The following is a 21,637-nucleotide window of genomic DNA, read 5'->3' as shown; positions in this document are numbered from 1 at the left end:
GTCACGCCTTCCCTGCGAGTCGTTCTCGGACACCGGGGAGGCCGAGGACGTCGATGCGGACCCGCCGCACCCGGGTCTCGGACCAGCCGAGCTCGCGGGCGATGACGGCGTCGGAGCGGCCCAGCGCGTTCCCGTCGCGGATCTGTGCGAGTTCCCCGTCCGTGACCGGGAGCGGCTTCCGGCCGCCCTTCATGCCCTTGCGGCTTGCCTCGGGCGTCAGGGCCCGCTTCACGAGGTGTTCGATGAGGTGGTGCACCTGCACGCCCCGGTGGTCTGCGACCGCGGTGATCTGCCGGTACTGGGCGGTGGTGAGGTTAACCTGGATCTGGACAGTCATGATGCGAGCTCCTCGTGCCAGTACTGCTGCACCTCGGCCCACGACTGCCGGATCGAACCGAGCACGTAGGCCTGCATCGAGCGAGGATTCGTGCCGGACATCTCGGCTTTCGCCATGATCCAGCCGACGATGCGCCCGGCCTCCGCGTCGCTGATCGGGTGGCCCAGCGCAGTGAGTATCGCGTTGCGGACCTTACCGAAATCGGTGATGCCGAACTGGGCCCAGTGCTCGGAGTTATCCACAGGCTTTCGATCGTCAGTCAGCGCCTGGCCGCCAGTCTCTGTGACTAGACGAATATGTGTGTCTCTAGTTATCTCTGACCCTGACTCTGACTCTGACTCTGACTCTGCTTTCACTTCGGTTCTCGGTGGGTTCGAATCGGAAACCGACTGGGTTTCGGTTGGGTTCTTTCTCGGTCGGCCACCCTTCCTCCCGTTCTCCGTGTTCTTCGCCGACAAAGCCTCGCGGTCGGCGCGGGTGAGTTGGTGCTCCGAGTAGTTCCAGATCACGTAGTCATCGCCTTCAACGGTCAGCGACGGCCGCTCAGGGTGGTTACCCAAGAGCTCTGCGATCGCCTTCGCCTTCCACATGCGCTTCGCGGTCGGCACCGGAATGCGGCCGTCGAGGTCCTGCATCCGCGAGTACCCGTTCAACTCGACGAACGTGCGGAACGCGGCATCGGAGAGGATGGTGATCTTCGGGTGCTGCCAGAAGTCGATCGGGAACGTCATGTAGAGACGCGTGTCACGAGGCATCGGACACCGCCTTTCGGATGCGAATGCCGGGCCGCTCGTCGTCGGGCGCGGCGTGTAGGCCGCGGTGCCGGCCGCACATGCATTCGCCCAGCCGTGCGCGGTGGCACTCGTAGCTGTCGCACCGCCCTGAGACGCCGGGGACAACGCCGCAGGTGAGTTCCCGGTCGGAGACGCGCGCGAACTCGACGGGTCCTCGCTCTGTGGCGAAGGTGAGCGCTTCTGGTGGCGCGAAGCTCGGCGGCGCGTACACCGCGATTCGTTCACCCGCCTGTGACGCGTAGGTGTATCCGATATCCATCAGGCGGCGTCCTCTCTGATCCCGAGGCGCACGAGCATCCGCAGCGCGACGGGCGCGTCGATGGGGATGCGGTCGAAGCCTTCGAGCACGTACCACTGCTCCCGCCCGAACGCGTCACGACCGAGCACGGGCACGTCCTCGGGTCCGTAGACCGTCGCGTTCGCCGACACCTCCCAGCCGCACGCACGAGCCTCCACCGGGTGATCCGTGACGTACCCGTGGCAGCCCGTGGTGCCGGTTCCGCACAGCGACAGCAGGTTCTCCGGGTGGTTTATCGGCGACCCCGCACCACGGCCGCCAGCGGCCCGCGCACGGCGATGCTGCATGTTGTAGTCGCCGATGCTGACCCGGCGGCCGCACCGCTGGCAGCGGAACCCGTCACGCGACAGGACACCGTTGCGGGTCGTCTGAGTGGGGCCACTTGAGCGGGTCATGCGAACACCACCGCCGTCTTCGCGTCGTCGGAGAGTGGGTCCTCGAACAGGCCCTCTTCGATCGCGGGGAGCTTCGCGCCGTTCGCCTGCGACCACTTCGTGCACTCCGGCGACGCCCACAGAACATCCGTCTTCGGGAAGAACGAGGGCCGCTCCTGGTGCAGGTCGACCACGGCGTGATCGGTGTTCGGGTGGTTGAGGTTGTGGATGTCGGTGACGAGTTGCCAGTGGTTCGCGGCGATCCGCACCTCCACACCGGGGATCTGCACCATGCCGGTGGACGATCCGCCCGCACCGGCGAAGAGATCGGTGACGGTGATCACACTGCACCCCCCAGCAGCCGCACGAGGGAGTCGACCGTCATGGTCACGTACTGCTCACCCGGTTTCGCGGTGCCGCGTTTCTTGTGCACGACGACCCCGATCTCGGCGTCGTCGTTGCTGCGCTCGACCTCAGCTTCCTTCAGCCATTCGGCCAACTCGACCCGGTTGTGGTTCTTGCACTCGATGACCACCCGGCCGCCGCGGGGCATGAAGACGCCGCCGATGTCGCCGCGGTCCTTCACACCCCGCTTCACCCGGATGTCGATGGTGTCCGCGTTGAACGCGGAAGCTAGGTGGTCAGCGATGGAACGCTCGAACTTCTGGCCCTTCTGCGATGCGGCGCTCATGACTCCTCCCGCGGCGGGAAGTCGGGGTCGCCTTCACCCTGCGGGTCCTGGTCGGGTCCGTTCGTGACGACGAGGTCCTTCACCCCTGCGAGTGAGGTGACGACAGACCCCTCCTCTTCGACCTGTCTGGTGACCTGCACGGCGAGCCCGAACTCGGTCGACTTCGGGAGGTACGGGGCGACCTCGCGCACGAGCGTCTTCCGCGCCATCTCCTCCTCGTTGGTCTTCCACGGGCCGCGCTCCCAGTTCGGCGGGCGGCGGGCGAGGATCTTCTCCTTCGGCAACGTCTCCCACACGACTCCGCCACCCGCGAGCTTCGCCACCACGACAGCGTCAGTCCATTCGCGTTTCGCTTCACGGTCCGCGGGCTTCCAGTCGAAGAACCGGCCCCGCTCGGAGTTGCCGCCGTACTCGAAAAGGTCACCCTCACGGACGAGGAACGTCTCCACGCGGCCGACACGACCGGAGCGGTAGGCGAGCTCGATGAAGCCCTGGTAGCCGATGATCGGGAGGCACACCCACTGACCCTTGTCGCGGCGTGGGGTGAGCCAGAAGTGCCCGAGCGCGGGCCCGATCTCGAGCTTCAGCTGCGCGGCCAGCATGATGGACCCGAGAACGGATGCTGGGGTGGCGAGCTGCAGCGACTCGGACTTCATGATCTCCGAGATGGCCGCTCGGACGAATGCGCCCGAACTCAGGGTGCCAGCGAGCTGCGCCTCGATGGCCGGCTGTTGGGCGCGGATCATGTCGCGGATGGTCGGTTGCTCGGAGCGTTCGACCTGCTTCTGGGCGATCTTCGATGCGACGTCGGTCATGCTGCTGCGCTCTCTTTCCAGGCGTGGAGTTCCTCGTAGGTTTCGAGTACCTCGCTGACGGTGATGCCGGGTTCCCACCCAGCGGGCGGGTTCGCCTCGAGGTCCTTCACGGTCTTGCGGAGGAACCGGACCGAGCCGGGCACCAGGCGGGTGTACTGCAGCACCAGTTCCGGGTGGTCGCGTTCGAACGCGGCTTTGTCGAAGGACAGGACGTCCTTGGAGCGCTTCCATGTGTAGAGCGGGCGGCCCTGGTAGCGGATCTCGTCGGCGCCGGCCTTGCCGAGCAGTTCCCGGTAGGCGTCCTTCACCGCGTCGATGCGCTCCGACTCGGTCTTGTACGCGGCGCGAGCGAGGCCGTCGAGGTACCAGGCCATGAGCAGGCGTTCGTCGCCGTCGACCGCAACGCCGGTGTTGACCTTGTCGGCGGTGAACTCGTCGATGGAGTGCGCTTCGGGTTCGACCTGCGCGACGACGTGGCGTTCCCACCACGCCTCACCGATCTCGACGATCTGCTCCCACACGGCCTGATCGAAGGGAATCTTGAAAATCTCGGGCTGGTTGCCGCCGTGCAGCACGGCCACCCACCCGTACGGTGCGCCGAGGATGCCCTGCTGCTGGATGGACTGCACGTAGTAGTAGTCGGGCACGCCGTCTTCCCACTCGTCCTTCATCCACGCGGAGGACGTCTTGAGTTCGATGGGGATGATGGTGTCGCCGACGAAGACAGTGCGGTCGGGGGCGGCGGCGAAGATCGAGTGGGTGACGGACGCGGCGGAGAAGCCAGCGTGGATGCGGCCAACCTCGGGGTGCTTCCAGCCGATCCAGCGGGCGAGGGGTTCTTCGAGTTCGTGTCCGAAGAACGCCAGGTTCTCGTCGATCTCGTTCGGGACGCCCATCTTCGACCGGTACACCTCGCGGGCGGTGCGGTGGCGGGAGAGGCCGAGGATCGCTGCGATGTCGGATGCGCCGATGAACCGTGCTCTCTGCTCGTGCCAGGCGGGCGAGTCCTGCGGGTAGGTCGGCAGCGGCTCGAAGGCCGGTGCTGTGACGGTGGTCACGGGTGTCTCCTTTCGAGACGGTGGCCGGCGAGCGTGATGGCTGCGCCGAGCGTGAGGATGAGGAAGATTGCAGGGAGCCCAGTTCGCGGCAGGGGCGAGGTTGCGGCCGCGAGGGCGCCGAACAGAATCACGGCGCCCACGAGCAGCCGGTCGATCACGACTCGACCGCCGGGCTTTCGACGACGACGTACCGAAGGGAGTCGCCGTGACCGAGGAGGGACATGGACGCGTCGGAGTCGTTCAGGATCTCCGCCTCGCACAGGGCGGCGTCCTCTTCGTCGAACGAGTCGACGATCTCGTCGGTCTCCAGCCCGTCGCGGTCCTTCGTGACCTTCAGCACCTTGAACGGGCGCTCCGGGTTCTCCATGTCGAGCCTGTTCAGCGAGGCCAACATGAAGTCGTCGCCGCGGAACGGGTTGGGGCCGTCGGCGATCGCGAGTAGCCCGTCGGTGAATGTGGTCATGAGAGGCCCAGCCCTTTCCGCACCAGATCGAAGACCGCGTCGACCTTGGCGCGCTCAGCGGCAAAGTCGATCTCAAGATCGCCCGCCCGCCGTCCGCCGCCGTTTCGGAGCGCGCTGTCGTTCCACTTGGCGACCTCGATGAGATTCGCGATGCGCTGCTGCTCGGCGAGTTCGAGCGTGGCGTGCACGGCGGCGAGGCGGATGCGCAGATCCCTCTCGACGCTGCCTTGGCTGTAGACGTCGGCGGTCTCGAGGTGGATGGATTCAAGCAGGTTCAGCGCCTGCTCCTTGTGGTCGGTCATGCTGATGCCTCCAGTTGGCAGCCGGCGTCGCAGAAGAGCGCGAGTTCGGCGGCGTCGAAGTTGAGCAGGCGCCCGCAGAAGCAGACGATGCTCGACGAGCTGATGAAGGTGGAGCGGCGGAGCATCATCGGACACTCACCACTGCGGCGACGATCACGGCCCACACGGGGATGCAGGCGGCGACGGCGATGAGCAGTCCGCGTGCGGTGCGGAGGGCTTCGCGCTGGTGCTGGTTCATGCGCCGACCGCCGATCGAACAGGAGCCTTCAGCTTCGGGATCTCCGAACCGCGCCCATCGGCCCGCATCGGGATCAGTTGGGAAAGCTGCGCATCCTGACCCCACGCGTTCCATGCGCGGAACGTGATGTAGATCGTCTCGGCGGCGCCGGGCTTACGACGGCTTCCCGCAGCGGCACGGCGGAACACATCCAGAAGGGCGTACCGGGGATCACCCTTGCCGTTGGTCCGCATCTCCGCGGTAGAGGTCGCGAACTCCACTGCGGCGGGTCCATCGACCTGCATGAGTTCCCAGAGGCAGTACGCCCAGACGGACGGCTGCACCTGGATCGACTTGAACGTGCGCTGCGCGAGCGCGGCAGCGTGAGCCACCTCCGGGTGTGACTCCACCCAGTCGATGACCTCCGAGTTCGTCAGGGTGGGCGGGTTAGAGGCGAGCGCGTTCCGCAGATAGCCGTTCTCGCGAGCGATGGAGAGGCGCGCGATCGCTGCGAGGAGAGCTGGGCTGTGTTCCACGCCGGCGAACCGGAGGGCGTCTGCGCCCGTGCGCTTGGCCCCGGTGTCGATGACCTCGCGGGCGTGCGGATCGAGCCCTTTGATGATGAGCATCCGCACCGTGCTGCCAGACTCGATGACAGCTTCGCATCGGTGCTGTCCGTCGATGAGGCGACCGTTCCAGTCGAACCGGATCGCGTCGCCGGAGGTGAGCCACCTGCCGTTCCGCATGTCACGGGCGTACTGCTTGACCTTCTGCGGTCTGAGGTTGCGGTTGCCGAGGTTCTGGCCGAGGAACTTCTCTGCGAGATCGGGTGTTACGTTCACCCATTCCTCGGTAATCTTCGAGTTGATCGGGTGATCGAGGGGAATCGCCTTGAGTGCGGTAGCGTTGTTGCTGGACATACGTCGTCTCTCTTTCGAATAGGTGGGGGCGGTGTTCAGAGGTCCGTGATGACCTTGTTGGCGAAGTCGAGGTGCGGCTGTAGGGCAGCCATCACCTCGGCTTTGTTCTTTCCGAAGCGGTCGTCCTGGCTGATGCGTTGCACTCGTTCGAGCGCCTTGCGCAATTGCCAGCCGGCATTTCGCGCCTCGTCCACGAGCGGCGCCCTGCGGGGCTCCCGCGGGGCTTGCGTGTAGTTCTTGCCGTCGAGGCCGGTGACCGTCCGCGCCGCGGGGGTGGCAGTCACTTTGTCACCGGCCTCGTGGACCTCGCCCGTGACCGGATCGAGGCCTGGAACATCCATGGGCGACCAGTCGTCATCCCTTGGCGGGAGAGTTGGGGTCGGGTTGAACTCCGACTCTTCGTCCGAGGTCAGGTGAGCAATGCTGCTCACGTCGTTGACGACGGTGCGCTGACTCACTCCAACCACAGGAGCAATAGCGCGAGTGCTGAGACCCGCTTCGCTGAGCTCACGAACGATCTCGCGTCGCAGCTCGACGCCCAGCTTGGAGAGAGAGTCGCCGAACCGGTCGCTGACGTAGGCACCGTGGGATGCGTACCCGAGCGCCGCGTAGGCGTTGCGCTCGATGGCCTCACGGATCAGCGGCAGGGCTCCTGCCCACGTGTCAGCCATGGTGTCGAGTCGCAGGCCGATCCGCGAGGAGATCCGCTCCGCTTCCTCGCGCGTCATCGCGGATGCGTCCACGACGATGGTCACGCTGCTCTCCGAGGCGCGGGGGGCTCGTCAGGCAAGGATCTGAGCCAGCGCAGGCCCTCTTCGAGCGTGATCATCGCTTTCGAGTCGGGGTACTGCGGGACGAGGTTGCCGGCCTCGATGTGCTTGTAGACGACGGTCTCGCCGCGCCCGCATGCCTTGGCCCACTCGGGCACGGAGTACGCTGCCCGGTCGAACGTGATGACGAACTTGTCGTCGAGGGGTACTGCCTGATCGGCCTTCATGCGCCGGCTCCTTCCAGGAGAGATGCGGGGGACAAACGCAGAAAGCCACCGACACGGACGATCTCGGAGACCTTGAAGTCGACGCCTCCGCAGAGGCGTGCTTCGAGGTCCGACACGTCCATGTCGGTGGCTGATGCGACGATGGCAGGAGTGACACCTGCATCGGTGATGGCGCGACTCACGATCGACGCCGTTGGGGTGCTGGTTCTTCTGCTCACATCTGCACACTAGCAGTGCAGAACTGCGCACACAAGCCCGTACGGGTGATTTCTGCTTCGTTTCTGCTCACATCAGGGCATAGAGTGATCTCTCGTGGACACCAAGACGAGCAGCATCAACCTCGCCATGGCGGAGGTTCTGGAGATGGAACGCAACGGCATTCGGATCGACGGCCGGAAGCTCAGCGTCGAGAAACTGGCCGAAGAATCGGGCATCTCTTACGGCACCCTCCGGCGAATCCTGCGCGGACAGCTCGACGTCAACATCGCTGACCTCACGGCTGTCGTCGGTGTCATCTCCAAGTACCGCCGCACCCCGATCACCGTCTCCGATGTGACCGCGGCCGCTGTCGAGCGTGCCGGCGGCATGGAAGCTATCGTGAAAGAGTTCGGCATCACACCCATCGCCGCTGCGCCAGTGTCGGAGGTACCGAGTACAACTGATGACCTAGCAGAGCGGCGTCGCAAGCAGGAGGAAGCGGCGCGCATGAGCGTCGAGGAGCTTGAAGGTGTACGCGGAGCAGCTACCCGGGATGCAGAGTTGGATTCCGACGAACCAGACCTACCCTGAGATCGGTCGCGGTTACGACCCGTACCAGCACGCTGAAGAACTCGGCATCCAGATCCTCTTCGCACCCATTCGCACCGAGAATGAGAAGTGGTTACCCGAGCACCACACCCTGGTGATCCGCTCGACCATGCGCGGCGTGTCGCGCCGAGTCGCCGCGGCCCACGGTCTTGCGCACGCTCTCCTCGGTCACCCCGACGATCGCCCCAAATACGAAATCCAGGCCGACCGGGTTGCAGCTGACAACCTGATCGACCTGGACGAGTGTATCGAACTGATGAAGTGGACGCCCGACTGTCACCGGCTCGCGTTCGAGCTCGGGGTCACGACGCGCGTGATGAGGACGTTCCTGAACGTTCATCGGCTGGCCGGCTGACCAGTTCGGAGACCTGCCCGACGCCGCCGGAGAGACGCGCCTTGTTGCCCTTCGACTTGTAACCTCGCGACTGCCCTTTCGCGGAGTGCCCCGCGATCTCGATGATGAGATCCTCGGACACGTTCGCTTCGTAGAGGAGATCGATGGCAGTGTGGCGGCCGTCGTGGAAACGGATGTCGGGCACACCAGCACGCTTGAGCAACGCGTGCCACATGTCCTGCACGAGGCGGGGTTCGAGGGGGCTGCCGTCAGGGTTACGCCACACGAGACCGTGAGGGTTGGGGGTGTCGGCGTCGCGTTCGAGTTGGCGCTGCATCGCGGCGGCGAGGATGTCCGCCATGGGGATGACCCGGTATCCGGCTTTCGACTTCGGACGGGTCAGCCATAGTCCGCCGGTGACGTGGCGGAGTTCGTAGTCGGCGGGCGCGTCGATCTTGCGGTTCGGGCACCGCGCCCCGTACTTGAATCCGCAGCGTGGGTCGCACCCGTGCTGCCAGGTGAGGCGTTGTAGCTGCCACGACACCTCGATGCTGTCGGTGACACGGTCGATCTCGAGACCGCAGAGTTCGCCTTGCCGGGCGGCGGTCAAGAAGATCGCGAACCACAGCGCCTCATACGGGTCATTCACCGCCGTGCGCAGGACCTGGATCGACTGCTCGACGGTGAGCGCTTCGAGCGCGGGCGTGTTCTTCCTCGGTGGCTTCATCGCCTTCGCGACGTTGCGGGGAATCTTGCCGTCCTGCATCGCCACGGTGAGGGCGCCGGACAGGATGCGGTACACCTGCAGCGCGGTCGTCGACGACTTGCCCGCGGCGGTGATGGAGTTCGTCATCGCGCGGATGTCGGCGGTGGTGAGCTTCCCTAGCTTGATGCCACCCAACTGGGGGATGATGTAGTTCTTGATCAGCGACTTGTAGTTGTTCGACGTCTTGGGCACCGTCTCGAGGATGCACACGTTGGTGAACCAGTAGTCCATCCACTCCGCAACGGTGATGTCACGCGTGGGCAGGTCGCCGCTCTTCGCCTTCTCGGCCTGCATCTCACGAAGTTTCGCCAGCACGACCCGCTTGTCCTTCGAGCGGACGATCTTCTTCCGGCGTTTGCCGTCCTCGTAGCGGGGAAGTTCGATGACGGCGGTCCAGAGACCGCGGCCGTCTTTGAAGATGGAACCCTCGCCGGCGCCGCGTCGTTTGGCCGCCATCACTTCGCCTGCTCTCGATCCAAGTCGGCGTGTGGAGTCCCATTGTTTTGGTAACAATTGGGCGCGTACTTCGCCCGGTACTCGGCAGCACGAGCACGGCCCCGGTTCTGGACCTCCACGCCCGTGTACGACTCACCCCGGAACGTGTTGGCGTGAGACTCCAACGCTTTCGCCGCTACCTCGGCATCGTGTTCCCGCAGCCACCGAGAACCGAGCACCCGGTCTGCGGCGTCACGCGGCCACGGGTACGCGTCGAGTTCGAGCGCGTTCGGGTCGATCAGGTGCGCCAGTTCGTCGCGCTCGGTGTCACTCATCGTGCTGTGCCGCCTTACCCTGTGCTGCGAGCAGGTTGATCCAGCGCTGTTCACCCGCGAGAGCCGCTCGAACGTCGTCTACAGCGACGTGGGTGATGTGAGACGGAAGCCAGTCGAGTAAAGCGCTGAGCGCCTTGGTGTACCCCCATCCTTCGATGACCTTCACCACCTCCTCATCCGGGTAGAAGGTCACTCCGTTCTGCCATCCACCCTTCGTGCGCTCGGCCAGCGGGTATTCGGTCAGGTCACCGCGTTGAACGGTCAGTCGTGCGATCACGGGCTCATTCCTTTCGTCTCGGCTCGGCGACATGGCGTCGAACATCATTCCTGCGTACTCGGCGCTCACTGGTCGGCTCCTGCCCGGTATGCGGATTCGGTGATGATCATGCTGTTCACCGCAGCCCAGGCGTCGTGCATGCCCTCTACGTACGCGGCCATGCCCTTGTCTTCGACCACGCCCGCCGGGGTTAGTGTCAGTTCGGCGTTGACCGGCGGTGCATCCTTGACGATCTCGGCCAGGGCATTCTTCAACGCTCGCTCTCGGACCTCGGCGTCGTGTTCCCGCAGAACCGAAGCAGGAGCAGCAGACAGGATGGTGCCGAGCGAGGTGTCCTGCGCGCCACGATGCCAGCGCTCAACCTCGGATATCACGGCGTCTCGTGCCGCCACCTCTTGCCGGGCTTTGTACGCATCCAGAGAAGCATTCGCTAGGTCGATGATCGCTTGGTCGTACCGTTCGGAGATGTGGTCTCGTTCGGCTTCGGTTGCGCGTAGGCGCTCGATCAGCGACTCGATGTAAATGCGTGACCGGTGGAAAAGGTCTTCCGTCCAGTCGGAGTCCTCGCGGTCCCAGCCCGCTTCGGCGTCGTTCAGTTCAGCGAGTAGGGCGGCGGTGATGCGTTCCTCGTCGGACTGTTCGGTCACCACGGCTTCTTTCCTTCCGCTTCAAGAGACACCAGCCGGCCGCTGCGTGTCTCGGCGATGGCAACTCCTTCGCGACACCAGCGGTTGGGGCGGGTCAGGGTGTCGTAGTCGACGACGTCGCCCTCGCGGTACTCGGTCTGTTCGGTCATGAAGACACCCCCTCAGTGCAGGCCTTGCGAATCAGCGCTGCACGCACTCGCACATGATCGTCGGGAAGCGCAGACCCCACATACTCAAGCGGCCAATGCCGTGAGTCGAGGAGTTCGATGTCGCTGTTGCGCTGGTCGATTTCCACCCCGTCTTCGTCAGCCTCGGTGGGCACGCCTTGGTAGAAATACGAGTCCTCGCCCGAAGCGATCAGCAGCAACTCGCCATCCTTCGTGCGGACCACCATCTCGTAGCAGTCCTCCATCAAATCCGCGAGTTCACCGGGGTTCGCGATAGTAGCCAGCGGCGAGTTGGCATCTTCCAGAGCATCAGCGAGTTCGCCGAAGAGTTCCATATTCGACCCGGCACGTTCCTCGGGCTTCTCGCCAACCATGGCGCTCTCATAGATGACCTGCTCAGAGTCCGCGTGTGCTCGCGCTTCCTCGATCAGTTCGTTCTTGTTCATGCTGCTTCTCCTCCACGGATGGTCGAGTTCGCGTGTCCGCCCTCGTGTCCGCGTTCGAGAGTGCAGAGCTGCAACGCCTCGTACCCGGACTCCGTCTCGGTGGTGGCGAAATGGGTGCGGCACTGGGCGGCGATCATGGCTGCCGCTGCTGCCTCCATAGACGCTCGCGCCGCCTTGAATGCGGCCTTGGAGCGCTCGTACTCGGTGACGAGCTCATCGAAGCTGGGCTCAGCGGGGGCGGGGACGCCGTTGTCCCCATCGACTCTTCTGTCGCGCGCCGCCAATGCGTCACTGAGGACGCCGATGTGCTGGGTTCTTCTGCCGTCGAGCTTGGTACTCTTCACTGGTCGTTCCTGTCTCTGTCAGGGGCGATCCGAGGGTCGTAGCGTTACCGCGCTGCGGCCCTCTTTTGGTGCATTCTCGCCGTGTATTCTCCGTCACAATCCCAGGCGGGCGTGTGCGGGCACATATGACACTCTAGTGCTCAGATATGAACGAATGCAAGCCAGAAATGCACTATTTCGTCTGACTACGGATCAGAAGGCCAGGGGTTCGAATCCCTTAGGGCGCACACTGTGTTGAGACAGTACGAGGCGGCTCGCGAAAGCGGGCCGCCTTTCTCGTTCCCCTGTCGCGGAAGACTAGTATTCCTCATGTAATGAGGAGGCTGGGTGCTGGTCGCATACCTGGATGAGTCGGCTCGCAATGCCGCCTTCTATTTCATGGGCTCGGTGATCGTCGACGGAGTTGCCATCGTCAGGATCGAGGCTGGTCTCGACCACATCGGACGAATGATCGCGGCGATGTCCCGGGGTTCGATCCTGAGATCGAGTTTCACGGCTACGAGATGTTTCATGGCGAGAACGCGTGGGCCGACGTGCCGCTCGGTTGGCGTGTGAAGGCCTGCAAGCTGGTGGCGAGGACGCTTGCCCGGTCCGGCGCGCGCTTCGTCCTCCGGGGTGTGGACGTCCGGGCGCTGGAAAGACGTTACCGTGCGCGTGCGCATCCGCCTCACGCGTTGTGCACGGCTCAGTCATTCGAATCGATCGATGAGGTCGTTCGCAAGGACGGAGGCGCCGATGTCATGGCGCTCGTTGTCGCTGACGAGCGTCATTCGGCTCCCGACAGCCGGCGGAACCTGCGCAAGTTCAAAGCAGCCAGTGCCTCTGGTTACACCCGCAATCCCGTCGAGCGCATCGCTGACACGATCTACTTCGGCCCGTCACACTCCAGCAGGCTCCTACAGATATCCGACGTGGCGACCTACTTCGTCAATCGACACGAGACCGTCGTCGAGAGCGACCCGCGGTCTGCCCGGGCAGTCGAGCACATCTGGCTCGACGTCATGAAAGCCACTCGCTTCTTCTACATATGGCGGCCGTGACGGCGGTCGCTTCATCAATCAGACGGGAAGATCGCGTAGAACACAGAACCCCTCGGCGGCATGCGCTCGAGGGGCCTGGCTAGGTGCGGGAGGCCCGAAAGCATCCTGCTCAGAGCATTGTATCCGACAGCTCCGACATGCGCGGGGTGGAGGCGAAGCCGAGCCAGGTGTGGCGGTTTCGCGCCCAGCACCAGCCGAGCTTCGGGGCGCCCCGGCGGGCGCGGCCGTCTCGGCCCGTGCCGCTCGAGATCCAGATGGCGGGAGTGCGCGCATCCAACCGGCCGTCGCGGACGAGGCGCGAACCGATCGTCATGAAGCACTTGCCGGGCTGGAGCTGCTCGGGCTGCTGCAGCAGCCAGCTGATGCCCTCGTGCACGGTCAGCGGGCGCCGGCCACGCGCCGCGAGCTCGGGCAGCGCCTCCGCGGGGCTCCAATTCGCGAGGTCGTCGCCGCGGTCGATGTCATGGAGAAGGTAGAGCGGCCGATCGGGGAGGCCGACGCCGTCGATCGCGGTGAACTCGTCGAGGTCGGTCAGGTCGCCCACGACGAAGCCCGGCTTGCCGTTGCGGCTGAGCAACGGCACGAGCGCGCTCGCCGGCGCGAGCCGCGGATGGACGGCGAGGATCGACGCCGGGCCGCCCCGCAGGCCGGACGCGAGGCTGCGCAACTCCTCGGCGCTCACGCCCGCGGCGGCCGCGAGGCCGGCGTCGATCAGGCGGTCGACCTGCTCGCGCACGGTCGGGGTGGGGGTCATCGAGACGGGCGTGATGGTCATGCGGTCGGCACCTCTTCGTCGCGGGGGTGCTCAAGGCAACCGCGACGCCCCGCCGAAACTTCCCGCGGAGTTACACGCCGTCGATCTCGTTCAGCAGGCGCTTCGCGGCTTTCGCGATGTCGTCGTGGTCGTTCTGCGCGGCACGGCTCTCCAGCGAGATCACGCCACCTCGCCGCACCTTCGCGAAGTCGCCGTACGGGAAGCTGTAACGCCCCTTCGTCTCCTCCGACTTCTCGGAGTCGACCCCCAGGAACCACTTCGCGTACTCCCCGTAGCCGTGCTTCTCGATGAAGTCGTTCTCGTCGGCGGCGCTCGGCGCGGCCTCGCTCCAGTCGTCGCGTTCGTCGCGCACGACCTTTCCCGCTTCGATCAGCTCGCGTGCGTGCGTCACGGCGGCGCGGTTCAGCTTGACGGTCATCGGCGTTCTCCTGTCGGACGCGGTGATGGCGATAGTGGTGGTGGCGGTCAATCGGCCTTGGGGTCGATGACCCCGGTGGGGTCGTCGGGGGCCGCCGGGTCGGGGCGGTCGGGGTCCGTGATGGTGCCGGTGGGGTCGTTGCCGGTCTGCTCGGTGCTGGGTTGCTCGGTGCCGACTTGCTCCCCGTCGGCATCCGGATGCGGGTTGTCGGCGTGCTCGTCGGCACCGGCGGCCGGCGAGGGGGTTCCGTCGGGCGCGCTCCCGGAGGCGGTGCCGCCGGGCGCGGCCGAGCCCTCTGGATCGGGGTCGGTGACGCCGCCGAAGGTGTCGTGGTCGTCCGTGGTCATGGGGGCTCCGATCTCGCTTCGCTGCTCTCCATCGTGCGCCCGTTTCGCGCATCCGCAACCCGGGCCACCGAGATGGCAGCACCGACCAGCACGCCGCGGGACCTCCGGCCCTTCCGCACGGACGCTCCCGGCGGCAGGGTGGGGGACACACTCCCGGGCGCCGGCGACGCCATGCCCGGCGCAGAGGAGGGAGCCGGGATGAGGCGCATCCGCTACCCGCTGGTGGCGGCGACCGTCGGGGTCGGGCTCGTCGCGATCGCCGTGTGGTTCGCGGGGTGGACGGTGGCGGGCGACGTGCTGGTGGGCGGCTACGCCCTGGCCATCGCCGTGGTGGAGACCGTGCGGATGGTGCGCCGCCTCCGGCAGGGCGTCGTCGGCGTCGACGTGCTCGCCGTGCTGGCGATCTGCTCCACCGTGCTGGTGGGGGAGTTCCTCGCGGCGCTCATCATCGTGCTGATGCTGACCGGCGGCGAGGCGCTCGAAGACTGGGCGAGCGCTCGCGCCGAACGCGAACTCGCCCGGCTGGTCGACCGCTCACCTCGCACCGCGCATCGCATCGCCGCCGGGTCGGGCGAGATCGGGGAGATCCCCGTCGGCGAGGTGGCGGTGGGTGACCGGTTGCTGGTGCGCCCGGCCGAGATCGTGCCGGTCGACGGGGTGGTGGTCGACGGCGGCCCGGCGGAGTTCGACGAGTCGTCGATCACCGGCGAGAGCCTCCCGGTGGAGCACTCCGTGGGGGACCCGGTGCTGAGCGGGTCGGTCAACGGTGCGACCGCGGTCACCATCACCGCGACGGCGGATGCGCGGCACAGCCAGTACCAGAGCATCGTCGCCCTGGTGGAGGAGGCCGCCGCGCATCCGGCCCCCGTGGTGCGACTCGCGGATCGCTTCGCGCTGCCGTTCACCGCTGCCGCGGTGCTGATCGGGGTGACGTCCTGGGTGGTGTCGGGCGACCCGGTGCGTTTCGCCGAGGTGCTCGTGCTCGCCACGCCCTGCCCGCTCATCATCGCGGCGCCGATCGCATTCCTCGCGGGCATGAGCCGGGCCGCCGCGAGCGGGATCATCGTCAAAGGCGCCGCGGTGCTCGAGCGCCTGGCGCGAGCGCGCAGCGTCGTGTTCGACAAGACCGGAACCCTCACCGAGGGCCGCCCGGCGATCACCCGGATCGAGACCCGCAACGGATTCTCGGCCGAGGACCTGTTCCGGCTGGCGGCGTCGGCCGAGCAGTACTCGAGCCACGTGCTGGCGGCATCCATCGTCGATCGCGCGCGCGGTGACGGGGTGGAGCTGGAGCACGCGGACTCGGCGCGCGAGGTCGCGACCGCGGGCGTCGAAGCGCGTATCGACGGCGCCGACGTGCGCGTGGGCAAGCTCGCCTTCGTCGCCGCGCGGGCACCGTCGGCGGCGGAGGTGCCCGTGGGCGGCGGCGAGCTGGCCGTCTACGTCGCGGTCGACGACGTCTTCGCCGGCGCCATCGTCGCCGAGGACCCGCTTCGGCCCGAGGCGCGGGCCACCATCGCCGAGCTGGGACGTCTGGGCATCCGGGACGTCGTCATGCTGACCGGTGACGCCGCGGCCACGGCCGACTCGATCGCCGCCCAGGCCGGGATCGATCGGGTGCGCTCCGGGTGCCTGCCCGCCGACAAGGTGGCCGAGGTGGCCGCCCTGCCCGACCGCCCCGTCGTCATGGTGGGGGACGGCGTGAACGACGCTCCGGTGCTCGCGACGGCCGACATCGGCGTGGCGATGGGGGCCCGCGGCGCGACGGCGGCCAGCGACAGCGCCGACGTGGTCATCCTGCTGGACGACCTGTCGGCCGCGGCAAGAGCCGTCGAGATCGGTCAGGACAGCGTGCGGATCGCGCTGCAGAGCATCTGGATCGGCGTGGTCTTGAGCGTCGGGCTGATGCTGGTCGCCGCGTTCGGCGTCATCCCGGCCGCGGTCGGCGCGGGCATCCAGGAGGTCGTCGACCTCGTCTGCATCCTCAACGCGCTGCGCGGGCGGGGTCGTGCAGTGCGCCGTGGCCGGCGCGGGTGACCGCGGTCGGCCCGCTCAGCCCGAGGTCGCCTTCAGCCACTCGAGCAGCTTCGGCATGGCGCGCAGGGCGACGAGGCCGTGGCCGGTGTCGGCGATTGTCTCGAAGGTGACGTCGGTGCCGAGGTCGTGCTGGGCCTGCACGAACTGGGCGGTGATCTCGGGGCGCACGAGCGCATCCGTGTCGCCTTGCGCCACGAAGAGCGGGGCGGCGAGCCGCACCCCGCCCGGCGTGTTCTCGGCGAGCAGGGTGGCCCAGGGCTCGGTGGTGGCGGGGTCTGCTGTCAGGTAGTGGCCGATCAAGGGTGTGGCGATCTCGTGCAGCTGCTTGTTCTCGGTGAACAGGCACAGGGCCGCCATCTGGTCGGTGACCGCGGCGCCCTCCGGCGTGAGGATGCTGTCGAGGGTCGCACCCGGAACCGTGGGGCCGTAGACGCCGGCGTAGGCCGCGAAGGCATAGGAGCCGATGGTGACCCCCGAGACGTCGCCCACGTCGGCCTTGAGCAACTCGGCCAGGTCGGTGGCCGGAGCCGCGACCGCGACCGCCCGCAGCCGCAGGTCGGGGGCGTAGTGCGGGGCCTCCTGCGCGGCGAAGAGCACGGCCTGACCGCCCTGCGAGTGACCCCAGAGCACGAGGTCGGTGCCGGCGCCGGCGCCCTCGAGCGCGTGCGCCGCGCGCGCGGCGTCGAGCACGTTGTTGCCCTCGGTCGCGCCGATGAGGTAGGAATCCGGACCTCTCACGCCCATGCCGGAGTAGTCGGACGCGACCACCACGTACCCGGCGTCGAGCAACTGCTGCAGACCCTCGATCAGTTCGAACGGGTCGAGGGCGAGCGAGGGCGCGCACTTCTGGGCGGCACCGGTCGTGGGGTGCCCCCACGACACGACGGGGCGGCCGCCCGGCGGGGGCGGGGAGTCAGGGGCGACGACGACACCCGACACCGCGATGTCGCCGCCGTTGAGATCGGTCGAGTGGTAGAGGATGCGCCAGGCCTTCGCGCCGTTCGGGCCGCCCGGAATGGGTTCCGAACGGAGGATGGTGCCGGGCGGGGCAGCGGGCGCCGGGGTGGGCACGCGGTAGAACTGGGCCAGATCGTGCTGGTCGAGCGCCAGTTCGGCGAGGCGGCGGTCGGCGGTCCAATACCCGGTCGCGATGCCGAGCCCGACGGCGATCGCCAGCACGAGGCCGACGCCGGCGAATACGCGCCCCACGATGCGCCCCCGCCCGCGTCCGCGTGCGTCGTCAGCTCGGCCCGGCGGCGGGAGCTCAGGCGGCGTCGACATAGACCCACCGCCCGTCGACGCGGGCGAAGCGGCTGTTCTCGTGCTGCACGCCGGCGCTCGGCGCGGCCGTGGCCTCGGCACCCGGCCGCACCCGGTACCGGGCCTCGAACTCGACGGTGCCGGTCGTGTCGAGCACGCCGCCGCCCGTGCGCGCCAGGATGTCGAGACGGAACCAGCGCAGCGCCGGGTCGAGCTCGAGGGCGGCGGGCCGGGTCTGCGGATGCCACGTCGCCAGCAGGTACTCCGCATCGCCGACCGCGAAGGCCGCGTACCGCGAGCGCATGAGCCGCTCGGCCGTCGGAGGCTGCGCGACGCCGAGATGGTACGGCGCGCAGCACTCGCCGTAGACCGCACCGCTGAGGCACGGGCAGCGCATCGACTCGTCGAGAGGCGACGCTGCGGCGGATGCGGTGGGCACGTCTTCATTATCGGTGACCCGCCTCGCCCGCACGCCTAGGCTCGAATGGTGGGCGAGGTGCGGGTGGGTGAGATGGGCGAGGTGCGCGTGGGCGGCGTGCGGGTCGCGTTCGAGCGGTTCGGGGAGGCCGCGCATCCGCCCGTGCTGCTCGTGCACGGCTTCGCATCGAGCGCGGCGGGCAACTGGCTGCGCGCGGGCTGGGCGCGTCCGCTCGGCGAGGCCGGGTTCTCGGGGGTGGCGGTCGACCTGCGCGGGCACGGCCGGAGCGACCGTCCGCGTGCCATCAGCGCTTACCCGCCGGCCACTCTCCGAGCCGATCTAGTGGCCGTGCTCGACGAGCTCCGGATCGAGAGCGTTCAGGTGCTGGGGTACTCGCTCGGAGCGCGGTTGTCGTGGGAGCTGGCGGTGCGGCATCCGGAGCGCGTGCGATCGCTCGTGCTGGGCGGGCTGCCCGTCGCCGGCTCCTTCGCCGGCTTCGACGTCGCCGAGGCCCGCGCCGCGGTCGAACGCGGTGGCGTCGCCACCGACGCTGTCACCGCCCGGTACCTCGCGATGATGCGCTCGAGCCCGTCGAACGACCCGCACGCACTGCTGCGGTTGGCGGAGGCGGTGCGGCGGTCGAGCTTCCGCCCGCGCACCCGGGTGCCTCGGCAGGACCTGCTCGTCGTGGCCGGCGCGGACGACGACATCGCGGCCGAGTCGGCGGCGTTGGCGGCGGCCCTGCCGAACGCGAGCTACCTCGAACTGCCGGGGCGCAACCACCTCGATGCCATCACCTCCCGGGTGTTCAAGTCGGCCACGGTCGACTTCTTCGCGGCCCACCGCTGACCCGGCTCGGGGCTCGGGCTCGGGGCTCAGGGCCGGGGCGCGGGGCCGCGGTGGACTCAGGGCGCCGCCGCCGGGAGCACCGCGAGGCCGCGCGCGCGGAGGCGCCGGCGGTCGGCGGCGAGGTGCGCGACGAGTCGCTCGTTCGTGGAGCGGATGTGCGCCCCGAGCAGCCGCGCCGCTTCATCGGCATCCCGCGCCCGCAGCGCCGCCAGCACGGCGCGGTGCTCGGCCCAGGCGTGCTCGCGCGACTCGGGCGTGCGCACCTCGAGCCAGCGGGTGCGGGCGAGCCGGGTCATGGCACCGCGTACCGCGTCGGTCATCGGCGCGTTGCCCGAGAGCGAGGCGAGCTCGCCGTGGAAGTCGCCGCCGGCCCGCACCCCCTCCTCCTCGTCGCCCACCGGTCGCGTGCTCTCGAGCAACTCGGCCAGCGCCTCGATGTCGGCATCGGATGCCCGCACCACCGCCAACCGCACCGCCGCCGTCTCGACGGCCTCCCGCAACTCCGCGAGCGCCCCGATCTCGTCGAGGTCGATCGGCGCCACGATCCAGCCGCGCCCGTCGCGCTGGGCGAGACCCTCGCTCTCCAGTCGCATCAAAGCCGCGCGTACCGGGGTGCGGGAGGCGTGGTAGCTCGCCTCCAGTCCGCGCTCGGTGAGGCGCTGGCCGGGCATCAGGTCGAGGTTCAGCACGGCCGACCGCAGCCGTTCGAACAGCACCTGCGTCTGCGACGAGGTATCGGCGGCCTGCGGAATCGACGGTGTCACGGGGGCTCCAATGTGGTCGACCAGTTTGGGATACCAAGATGGTGTACCGTCAGGATAGTGCACTCCAGAACGCAACCTCAATCCCGCACGCCGTTCCCGCAGGCCGCCCGTGCCTGGACCGTCCTCGCCCTCGGCCTCGGCGCCCAGATCTCCGGCACGGTCTTCGTCAGCGCTCCGGCCTTCCTCATCCCGCTGCTGCACACCGAGCGGGGGCTCACCCTCGCCGAAGCCGGCTTCCTGGCCGTCACTCCCACGATCGGCATGGTGCTCACCCTCATCGCCTGGGGCGCCCTCGCCGACCGCATCGGCGAGAAGTGGGTGATCGCCGGTGGCCTCGCCCTCACCGCGCTCGCGGCGCTCGGTGCGGTGCAGGCGCAGGGCTACGTCGCGCTCGGCCTCTTCCTCTTTCTCGGCGGTGCCGCCTCGGCCAGCACGAACGCGGCGAGCGGACGAGTGGTCGTCGGCTGGTTCCCGAAAGACCGCCGGGGTCTCGCAATGGGCGTGCGCCAGATGGCCCAGCCGCTCGGCGTCACCATCGCCGCCGTCTTCGTGCCCGGCCTCGCGAGCGCGGACGGGGTGGGGGCCGCGCTGGCGTTGCCGTTCGCGCTGACCGCGGTGTTCGCGGTCGCCTGCGCGATCGGCGTGGTGAACCCGCCCCGCGCAGCCGCTCCCGCTGCCCCACGAGCGACGGATGCGCCCGCGCCCCGCGCCGCGAACCCCTACCGGGCGAGCGGGTTCTTGTGGCGCATCCATGCCGTCTCGGTGCTGCTCGTGGTGCCGCAGTTCACCCTCTCGACCTTCGGACTGGTGTGGCTCATCACCGAGATCGGCGTCGACGCGCTCACGGCCGGCGTGCTGGTGGGTGTCGCCCAATTCGTGGGTGCGATCGGTCGCATCGGGGTGGGGGTGCTCAGCGACCGGATGGGCAGCCGCGTGCGCCCGCTCGCCTACGTGGCCCTGGCGGCGGCGATCGCGATGCTGCTGCTGGCCGGCCTCGACCTGATCGCCGCGCCGTGGGCGGTGGTGGCGGTGATGTTCGTGCTGGCCACCACGATCACCGTGGCCGACAACGGCCTCGCGTTCACGTCGGTGGCCGAGGTCGCCGGGTCGGCGTGGGCGGGCCGAGCGCTCGGTGCGCAGAACACCGCCCAGTTCCTCGGGGCGTCGGCGGTCGGGCCGGGCATCGGGGCGCTGATCGGCCTGGTCGGCTTCCCGCTGGCGTTCGTGGCGGTGGCGCTCTTCCCGGCGGTGGCGTTGCCCCTCATCCCGCGCGCCGCGGCCGAGCACGACCGCCTCTGACGGCGGCGCGCCGGGTGGTGCACACCAGAACGACGGATGCTGCGGGCCGGGAGGGGGGAGGCGGGCTCGGTAGGGTGGTGCAATGTCCGAGGTGGCGGGTGGCGGCAGGCCGCAGTTCAGTCCGACGATCGCGTTGCTCACGCTCAGCCGCTCGGTCGAGGCGGAGCTGACGGCGGTGCTGAAGCCGCACGGCCTGACGGTGCGCAAGTACGGCGTGCTGGGCCACATCAAGGGCACGCCGGGCATCTCGTACAGCGAATTGGCGCGGCGGTCGGGCATCACCGTGCAGAGCGTGCACGCCCTCATCGCCTCGCTCGTCGAGGCGGAACTCGTCGATTCCGCGGTCGACGCCACCGGCCTCGCCGCCCGGCTCACGATCGCGACCCGGGGGGAGCGGATGCTCGTCGCCATCGAACGGGAAGTGGTCGCCCTCGACGGACGCCTGTTCGCCACCCCCGGCACCCACTCCCTCGCCGCCGCGCTCGAAGCGGTGCTGCACGAACGGATGGGCGTGCCGCCGCCCCGATGAGGGCGCCCCCGCTCGCGACGATTTGCCGGAGCACCAACCTTCAGTTAGCCTGATACCACTATCAGTCAAGCTGAAGG

Annotated in this window: 35 protein-coding genes; 7 read left to right on the top strand and 28 right to left on the bottom strand. The window is 68.1% G+C overall.

The genetic code is table 11. The features are described 5' to 3' along the window. Position 1 precedes the first annotated feature (1 nt). The 15 genes from AC3WLB_RS15730 to AC3WLB_RS15660 all read right to left on the bottom strand — a co-directional run bounded on the left by AC3WLB_RS15730 (position 2) and on the right by AC3WLB_RS15660 (position 7,448). Positions 2–337, bottom strand: a complete 336-nt coding sequence (locus AC3WLB_RS15730; protein ID WP_492507530.1) for a hypothetical protein — start codon at positions 335–337, stop codon at positions 2–4. Next, on the bottom strand, positions 334–1,068 hold the full coding sequence (locus AC3WLB_RS15725) for a hypothetical protein (RefSeq protein WP_492507528.1): 735 nt from the start codon (positions 1,066–1,068) through the stop codon (positions 334–336). The genes AC3WLB_RS15730 and AC3WLB_RS15725 overlap by 4 nt, the downstream gene beginning before the upstream one ends. A 13-nt stretch (positions 1,069–1,081) precedes the next feature. Continuing rightward, on the bottom strand, positions 1,082–1,390 hold the full coding sequence (locus AC3WLB_RS15720) for a hypothetical protein (RefSeq protein WP_492507526.1): 309 nt from the start codon (positions 1,388–1,390) through the stop codon (positions 1,082–1,084). Continuing rightward, a complete protein-coding gene (locus tag AC3WLB_RS15715; RefSeq protein ID WP_492507524.1) occupies positions 1,390–1,824 on the bottom strand; it encodes a hypothetical protein in 435 nt (144 codons plus the stop codon). Before AC3WLB_RS15715 ends, AC3WLB_RS15720 begins: the two co-directional genes overlap by 1 nt. After that, the gene (locus AC3WLB_RS15710) at positions 1,821–2,147 is read right to left on the bottom strand and encodes a DNA cytosine methyltransferase (RefSeq protein ID WP_492507522.1); all 327 of its coding nucleotides are present in this window, start codon (positions 2,145–2,147) and stop codon (positions 1,821–1,823) included. Before AC3WLB_RS15710 ends, AC3WLB_RS15715 begins: the two co-directional genes overlap by 4 nt. Continuing rightward, positions 2,144–2,494 carry a putative PDDEXK endonuclease gene (locus AC3WLB_RS15705; RefSeq protein ID WP_492507520.1) on the bottom strand — a complete coding sequence of 117 codons (351 nt, stop codon included), beginning with the start codon at positions 2,492–2,494 and terminating at the stop codon, positions 2,144–2,146. Before AC3WLB_RS15705 ends, AC3WLB_RS15710 begins: the two co-directional genes overlap by 4 nt. Next, the gene (locus AC3WLB_RS15700) at positions 2,491–3,309 is read right to left on the bottom strand and encodes a recombinase RecT (protein ID WP_492507518.1); all 819 of its coding nucleotides are present in this window, start codon (positions 3,307–3,309) and stop codon (positions 2,491–2,493) included. Before AC3WLB_RS15700 ends, AC3WLB_RS15705 begins: the two co-directional genes overlap by 4 nt. After that, the gene (locus AC3WLB_RS15695) at positions 3,306–4,367 is read right to left on the bottom strand and encodes a YqaJ viral recombinase family nuclease (protein ID WP_492507516.1); all 1,062 of its coding nucleotides are present in this window, start codon (positions 4,365–4,367) and stop codon (positions 3,306–3,308) included. Before AC3WLB_RS15695 ends, AC3WLB_RS15700 begins: the two co-directional genes overlap by 4 nt. A 154-nt stretch (positions 4,368–4,521) precedes the next feature. Continuing rightward, positions 4,522–4,830 (bottom strand): hypothetical protein, encoded by a 309-nt coding sequence (locus tag AC3WLB_RS15690; RefSeq protein WP_492507514.1) that lies wholly within the window; start codon positions 4,828–4,830, stop codon positions 4,522–4,524. Continuing rightward, positions 4,827–5,132 carry a hypothetical protein gene (locus AC3WLB_RS15685; RefSeq protein WP_492507512.1) on the bottom strand — a complete coding sequence of 102 codons (306 nt, stop codon included), beginning with the start codon at positions 5,130–5,132 and terminating at the stop codon, positions 4,827–4,829. The genes AC3WLB_RS15690 and AC3WLB_RS15685 overlap by 4 nt, the downstream gene beginning before the upstream one ends. Next, the gene (locus tag AC3WLB_RS15680; RefSeq protein WP_492507510.1) at positions 5,129–5,257 is read right to left on the bottom strand and encodes a hypothetical protein; all 129 of its coding nucleotides are present in this window, start codon (positions 5,255–5,257) and stop codon (positions 5,129–5,131) included. Before AC3WLB_RS15680 ends, AC3WLB_RS15685 begins: the two co-directional genes overlap by 4 nt. Before the next feature lie 109 nt (positions 5,258–5,366). Beyond that, positions 5,367–6,269, bottom strand: a complete 903-nt coding sequence (locus AC3WLB_RS15675) for a hypothetical protein (protein ID WP_492507508.1) — start codon at positions 6,267–6,269, stop codon at positions 5,367–5,369. Positions 6,270–6,304: 35 nt separating this feature from the next. Beyond that, complete coding sequence (locus AC3WLB_RS15670) at positions 6,305–7,024, bottom strand: hypothetical protein (protein WP_492507506.1); 720 nt, start codon at positions 7,022–7,024, stop codon at positions 6,305–6,307. Further along, positions 7,021–7,266, bottom strand: a complete 246-nt coding sequence (locus AC3WLB_RS15665; RefSeq protein WP_492507504.1) for a hypothetical protein — start codon at positions 7,264–7,266, stop codon at positions 7,021–7,023. Before AC3WLB_RS15665 ends, AC3WLB_RS15670 begins: the two co-directional genes overlap by 4 nt. Beyond that, the gene (locus tag AC3WLB_RS15660; RefSeq protein ID WP_492507502.1) at positions 7,263–7,448 is read right to left on the bottom strand and encodes a hypothetical protein; all 186 of its coding nucleotides are present in this window, start codon (positions 7,446–7,448) and stop codon (positions 7,263–7,265) included. The genes AC3WLB_RS15665 and AC3WLB_RS15660 overlap by 4 nt, the downstream gene beginning before the upstream one ends. 130 nt (positions 7,449–7,578) lie before the next feature. On the opposite strand from AC3WLB_RS15660, the gene AC3WLB_RS15655 reads away from it, so the two are divergent. Beyond that, a complete protein-coding gene (locus AC3WLB_RS15655) occupies positions 7,579–8,055 on the top strand; it encodes a helix-turn-helix domain-containing protein (protein ID WP_492507500.1) in 477 nt (158 codons plus the stop codon). Then, positions 7,994–8,428: an ImmA/IrrE family metallo-endopeptidase gene (locus AC3WLB_RS15650; protein ID WP_492507498.1), complete on the top strand. Its 435-nt coding sequence runs from the start codon at positions 7,994–7,996 to the stop codon at positions 8,426–8,428. Before AC3WLB_RS15655 ends, AC3WLB_RS15650 begins: the two co-directional genes overlap by 62 nt. Here the strand turns inward: AC3WLB_RS15650 and AC3WLB_RS15645 are convergent. The 7 genes from AC3WLB_RS15645 to AC3WLB_RS15615 are packed head-to-tail and all read right to left on the bottom strand — an operon-like array spanning position 8,376 to position 11,824. Beyond that, the gene (locus AC3WLB_RS15645; protein ID WP_492507496.1) at positions 8,376–9,629 is read right to left on the bottom strand and encodes a site-specific integrase; all 1,254 of its coding nucleotides are present in this window, start codon (positions 9,627–9,629) and stop codon (positions 8,376–8,378) included. The genes AC3WLB_RS15650 and AC3WLB_RS15645 overlap by 53 nt on opposite strands. Continuing rightward, the gene (locus tag AC3WLB_RS15640; RefSeq protein ID WP_492507494.1) at positions 9,629–9,943 is read right to left on the bottom strand and encodes a hypothetical protein; all 315 of its coding nucleotides are present in this window, start codon (positions 9,941–9,943) and stop codon (positions 9,629–9,631) included. The genes AC3WLB_RS15645 and AC3WLB_RS15640 overlap by 1 nt, the downstream gene beginning before the upstream one ends. Beyond that, positions 9,936–10,289: a hypothetical protein gene (locus tag AC3WLB_RS15635; protein ID WP_492503534.1), complete on the bottom strand. Its 354-nt coding sequence runs from the start codon at positions 10,287–10,289 to the stop codon at positions 9,936–9,938. The genes AC3WLB_RS15640 and AC3WLB_RS15635 overlap by 8 nt, the downstream gene beginning before the upstream one ends. After that, the gene (locus tag AC3WLB_RS15630) at positions 10,286–10,867 is read right to left on the bottom strand and encodes a hypothetical protein (RefSeq protein ID WP_492507492.1); all 582 of its coding nucleotides are present in this window, start codon (positions 10,865–10,867) and stop codon (positions 10,286–10,288) included. The genes AC3WLB_RS15635 and AC3WLB_RS15630 overlap by 4 nt, the downstream gene beginning before the upstream one ends. Further along, positions 10,864–11,016 carry a hypothetical protein gene (locus AC3WLB_RS15625; RefSeq protein ID WP_492507490.1) on the bottom strand — a complete coding sequence of 51 codons (153 nt, stop codon included), beginning with the start codon at positions 11,014–11,016 and terminating at the stop codon, positions 10,864–10,866. The genes AC3WLB_RS15630 and AC3WLB_RS15625 overlap by 4 nt, the downstream gene beginning before the upstream one ends. Next, positions 11,013–11,480: a hypothetical protein gene (locus AC3WLB_RS15620; protein ID WP_492507488.1), complete on the bottom strand. Its 468-nt coding sequence runs from the start codon at positions 11,478–11,480 to the stop codon at positions 11,013–11,015. Before AC3WLB_RS15620 ends, AC3WLB_RS15625 begins: the two co-directional genes overlap by 4 nt. Then, positions 11,477–11,824 (bottom strand): hypothetical protein, encoded by a 348-nt coding sequence (locus AC3WLB_RS15615; protein ID WP_492507486.1) that lies wholly within the window; start codon positions 11,822–11,824, stop codon positions 11,477–11,479. The genes AC3WLB_RS15620 and AC3WLB_RS15615 overlap by 4 nt, the downstream gene beginning before the upstream one ends. A gap of 503 nt (positions 11,825–12,327) precedes the next feature. Here AC3WLB_RS15615 and AC3WLB_RS15610 point away from each other — a divergent pair. Beyond that, positions 12,328–12,864 carry a DUF3800 domain-containing protein gene (locus AC3WLB_RS15610; RefSeq protein ID WP_492507484.1) on the top strand — a complete coding sequence of 179 codons (537 nt, stop codon included), beginning with the start codon at positions 12,328–12,330 and terminating at the stop codon, positions 12,862–12,864. Between the two features lie 109 nt (positions 12,865–12,973). On the opposite strand, the gene AC3WLB_RS15605 is transcribed toward AC3WLB_RS15610, so the two are convergent. The 3 genes from AC3WLB_RS15605 to AC3WLB_RS15595 all read right to left on the bottom strand — a co-directional run bounded on the left by AC3WLB_RS15605 (position 12,974) and on the right by AC3WLB_RS15595 (position 14,404). After that, a complete protein-coding gene (locus tag AC3WLB_RS15605) occupies positions 12,974–13,639 on the bottom strand; it encodes a DUF5701 family protein (RefSeq protein ID WP_492507482.1) in 666 nt (221 codons plus the stop codon). 70 nt (positions 13,640–13,709) lie between these two features. After that, positions 13,710–14,057: a hypothetical protein gene (locus AC3WLB_RS15600; protein ID WP_022897224.1), complete on the bottom strand. Its 348-nt coding sequence runs from the start codon at positions 14,055–14,057 to the stop codon at positions 13,710–13,712. A 47-nt stretch (positions 14,058–14,104) separates the two neighbouring features. Beyond that, positions 14,105–14,404 (bottom strand): hypothetical protein, encoded by a 300-nt coding sequence (locus AC3WLB_RS15595; RefSeq protein WP_492507480.1) that lies wholly within the window; start codon positions 14,402–14,404, stop codon positions 14,105–14,107. Between the two features lie 198 nt (positions 14,405–14,602). Here AC3WLB_RS15595 and AC3WLB_RS15590 point away from each other — a divergent pair, with 198 nt between their 5' ends. Next, on the top strand, positions 14,603–16,441 hold the full coding sequence (locus tag AC3WLB_RS15590; protein ID WP_492507478.1) for a heavy metal translocating P-type ATPase: 1,839 nt from the start codon (positions 14,603–14,605) through the stop codon (positions 16,439–16,441). 15 nt (positions 16,442–16,456) lie between these two features. Here the strand turns inward: AC3WLB_RS15590 and AC3WLB_RS15585 are convergent, their stop codons facing one another. Both AC3WLB_RS15585 and AC3WLB_RS15580 read right to left on the bottom strand, forming a co-directional pair. Further along, entirely contained in the window at positions 16,457–17,650 is a 1,194-nt protein-coding gene (locus AC3WLB_RS15585) for an alpha/beta fold hydrolase (RefSeq protein WP_492507476.1), read from the bottom strand. A gap of 55 nt (positions 17,651–17,705) precedes the next feature. After that, positions 17,706–18,140 (bottom strand): YchJ family protein, encoded by a 435-nt coding sequence (locus AC3WLB_RS15580; RefSeq protein ID WP_492507474.1) that lies wholly within the window; start codon positions 18,138–18,140, stop codon positions 17,706–17,708. A gap of 48 nt (positions 18,141–18,188) precedes the next feature. Here AC3WLB_RS15580 and AC3WLB_RS15575 point away from each other — a divergent pair, with 48 nt between their 5' ends. Next, on the top strand, positions 18,189–18,968 hold the full coding sequence (locus AC3WLB_RS15575) for an alpha/beta fold hydrolase (RefSeq protein WP_492507472.1): 780 nt from the start codon (positions 18,189–18,191) through the stop codon (positions 18,966–18,968). Positions 18,969–19,024: 56 nt separating this feature from the next. Here AC3WLB_RS15575 and AC3WLB_RS15570 read toward each other — a convergent pair whose 3' ends face one another. After that, positions 19,025–19,732: a GntR family transcriptional regulator gene (locus tag AC3WLB_RS15570; protein ID WP_492507470.1), complete on the bottom strand. Its 708-nt coding sequence runs from the start codon at positions 19,730–19,732 to the stop codon at positions 19,025–19,027. Between the two features lie 57 nt (positions 19,733–19,789). Here AC3WLB_RS15570 and AC3WLB_RS15565 point away from each other — a divergent pair, with 57 nt between their 5' ends. Together AC3WLB_RS15565 and AC3WLB_RS15560 are read left to right on the top strand one after the other, a co-directional pair. Beyond that, entirely contained in the window at positions 19,790–21,031 is a 1,242-nt protein-coding gene (locus AC3WLB_RS15565; RefSeq protein WP_022894897.1) for an MFS transporter, read from the top strand. A gap of 82 nt (positions 21,032–21,113) precedes the next feature. Beyond that, entirely contained in the window at positions 21,114–21,560 is a 447-nt protein-coding gene (locus AC3WLB_RS15560; RefSeq protein WP_492507468.1) for a MarR family winged helix-turn-helix transcriptional regulator, read from the top strand. The last annotated feature ends 77 nt before the right edge of the window (positions 21,561–21,637 follow it).

Source organism: Herbiconiux sp. FW305-C-125 (genome assembly GCF_058783455.1).
Note: the sequence above shows the minus strand (reverse complement) of the source record. Positions and strands in the feature narration are given on the sequence as shown.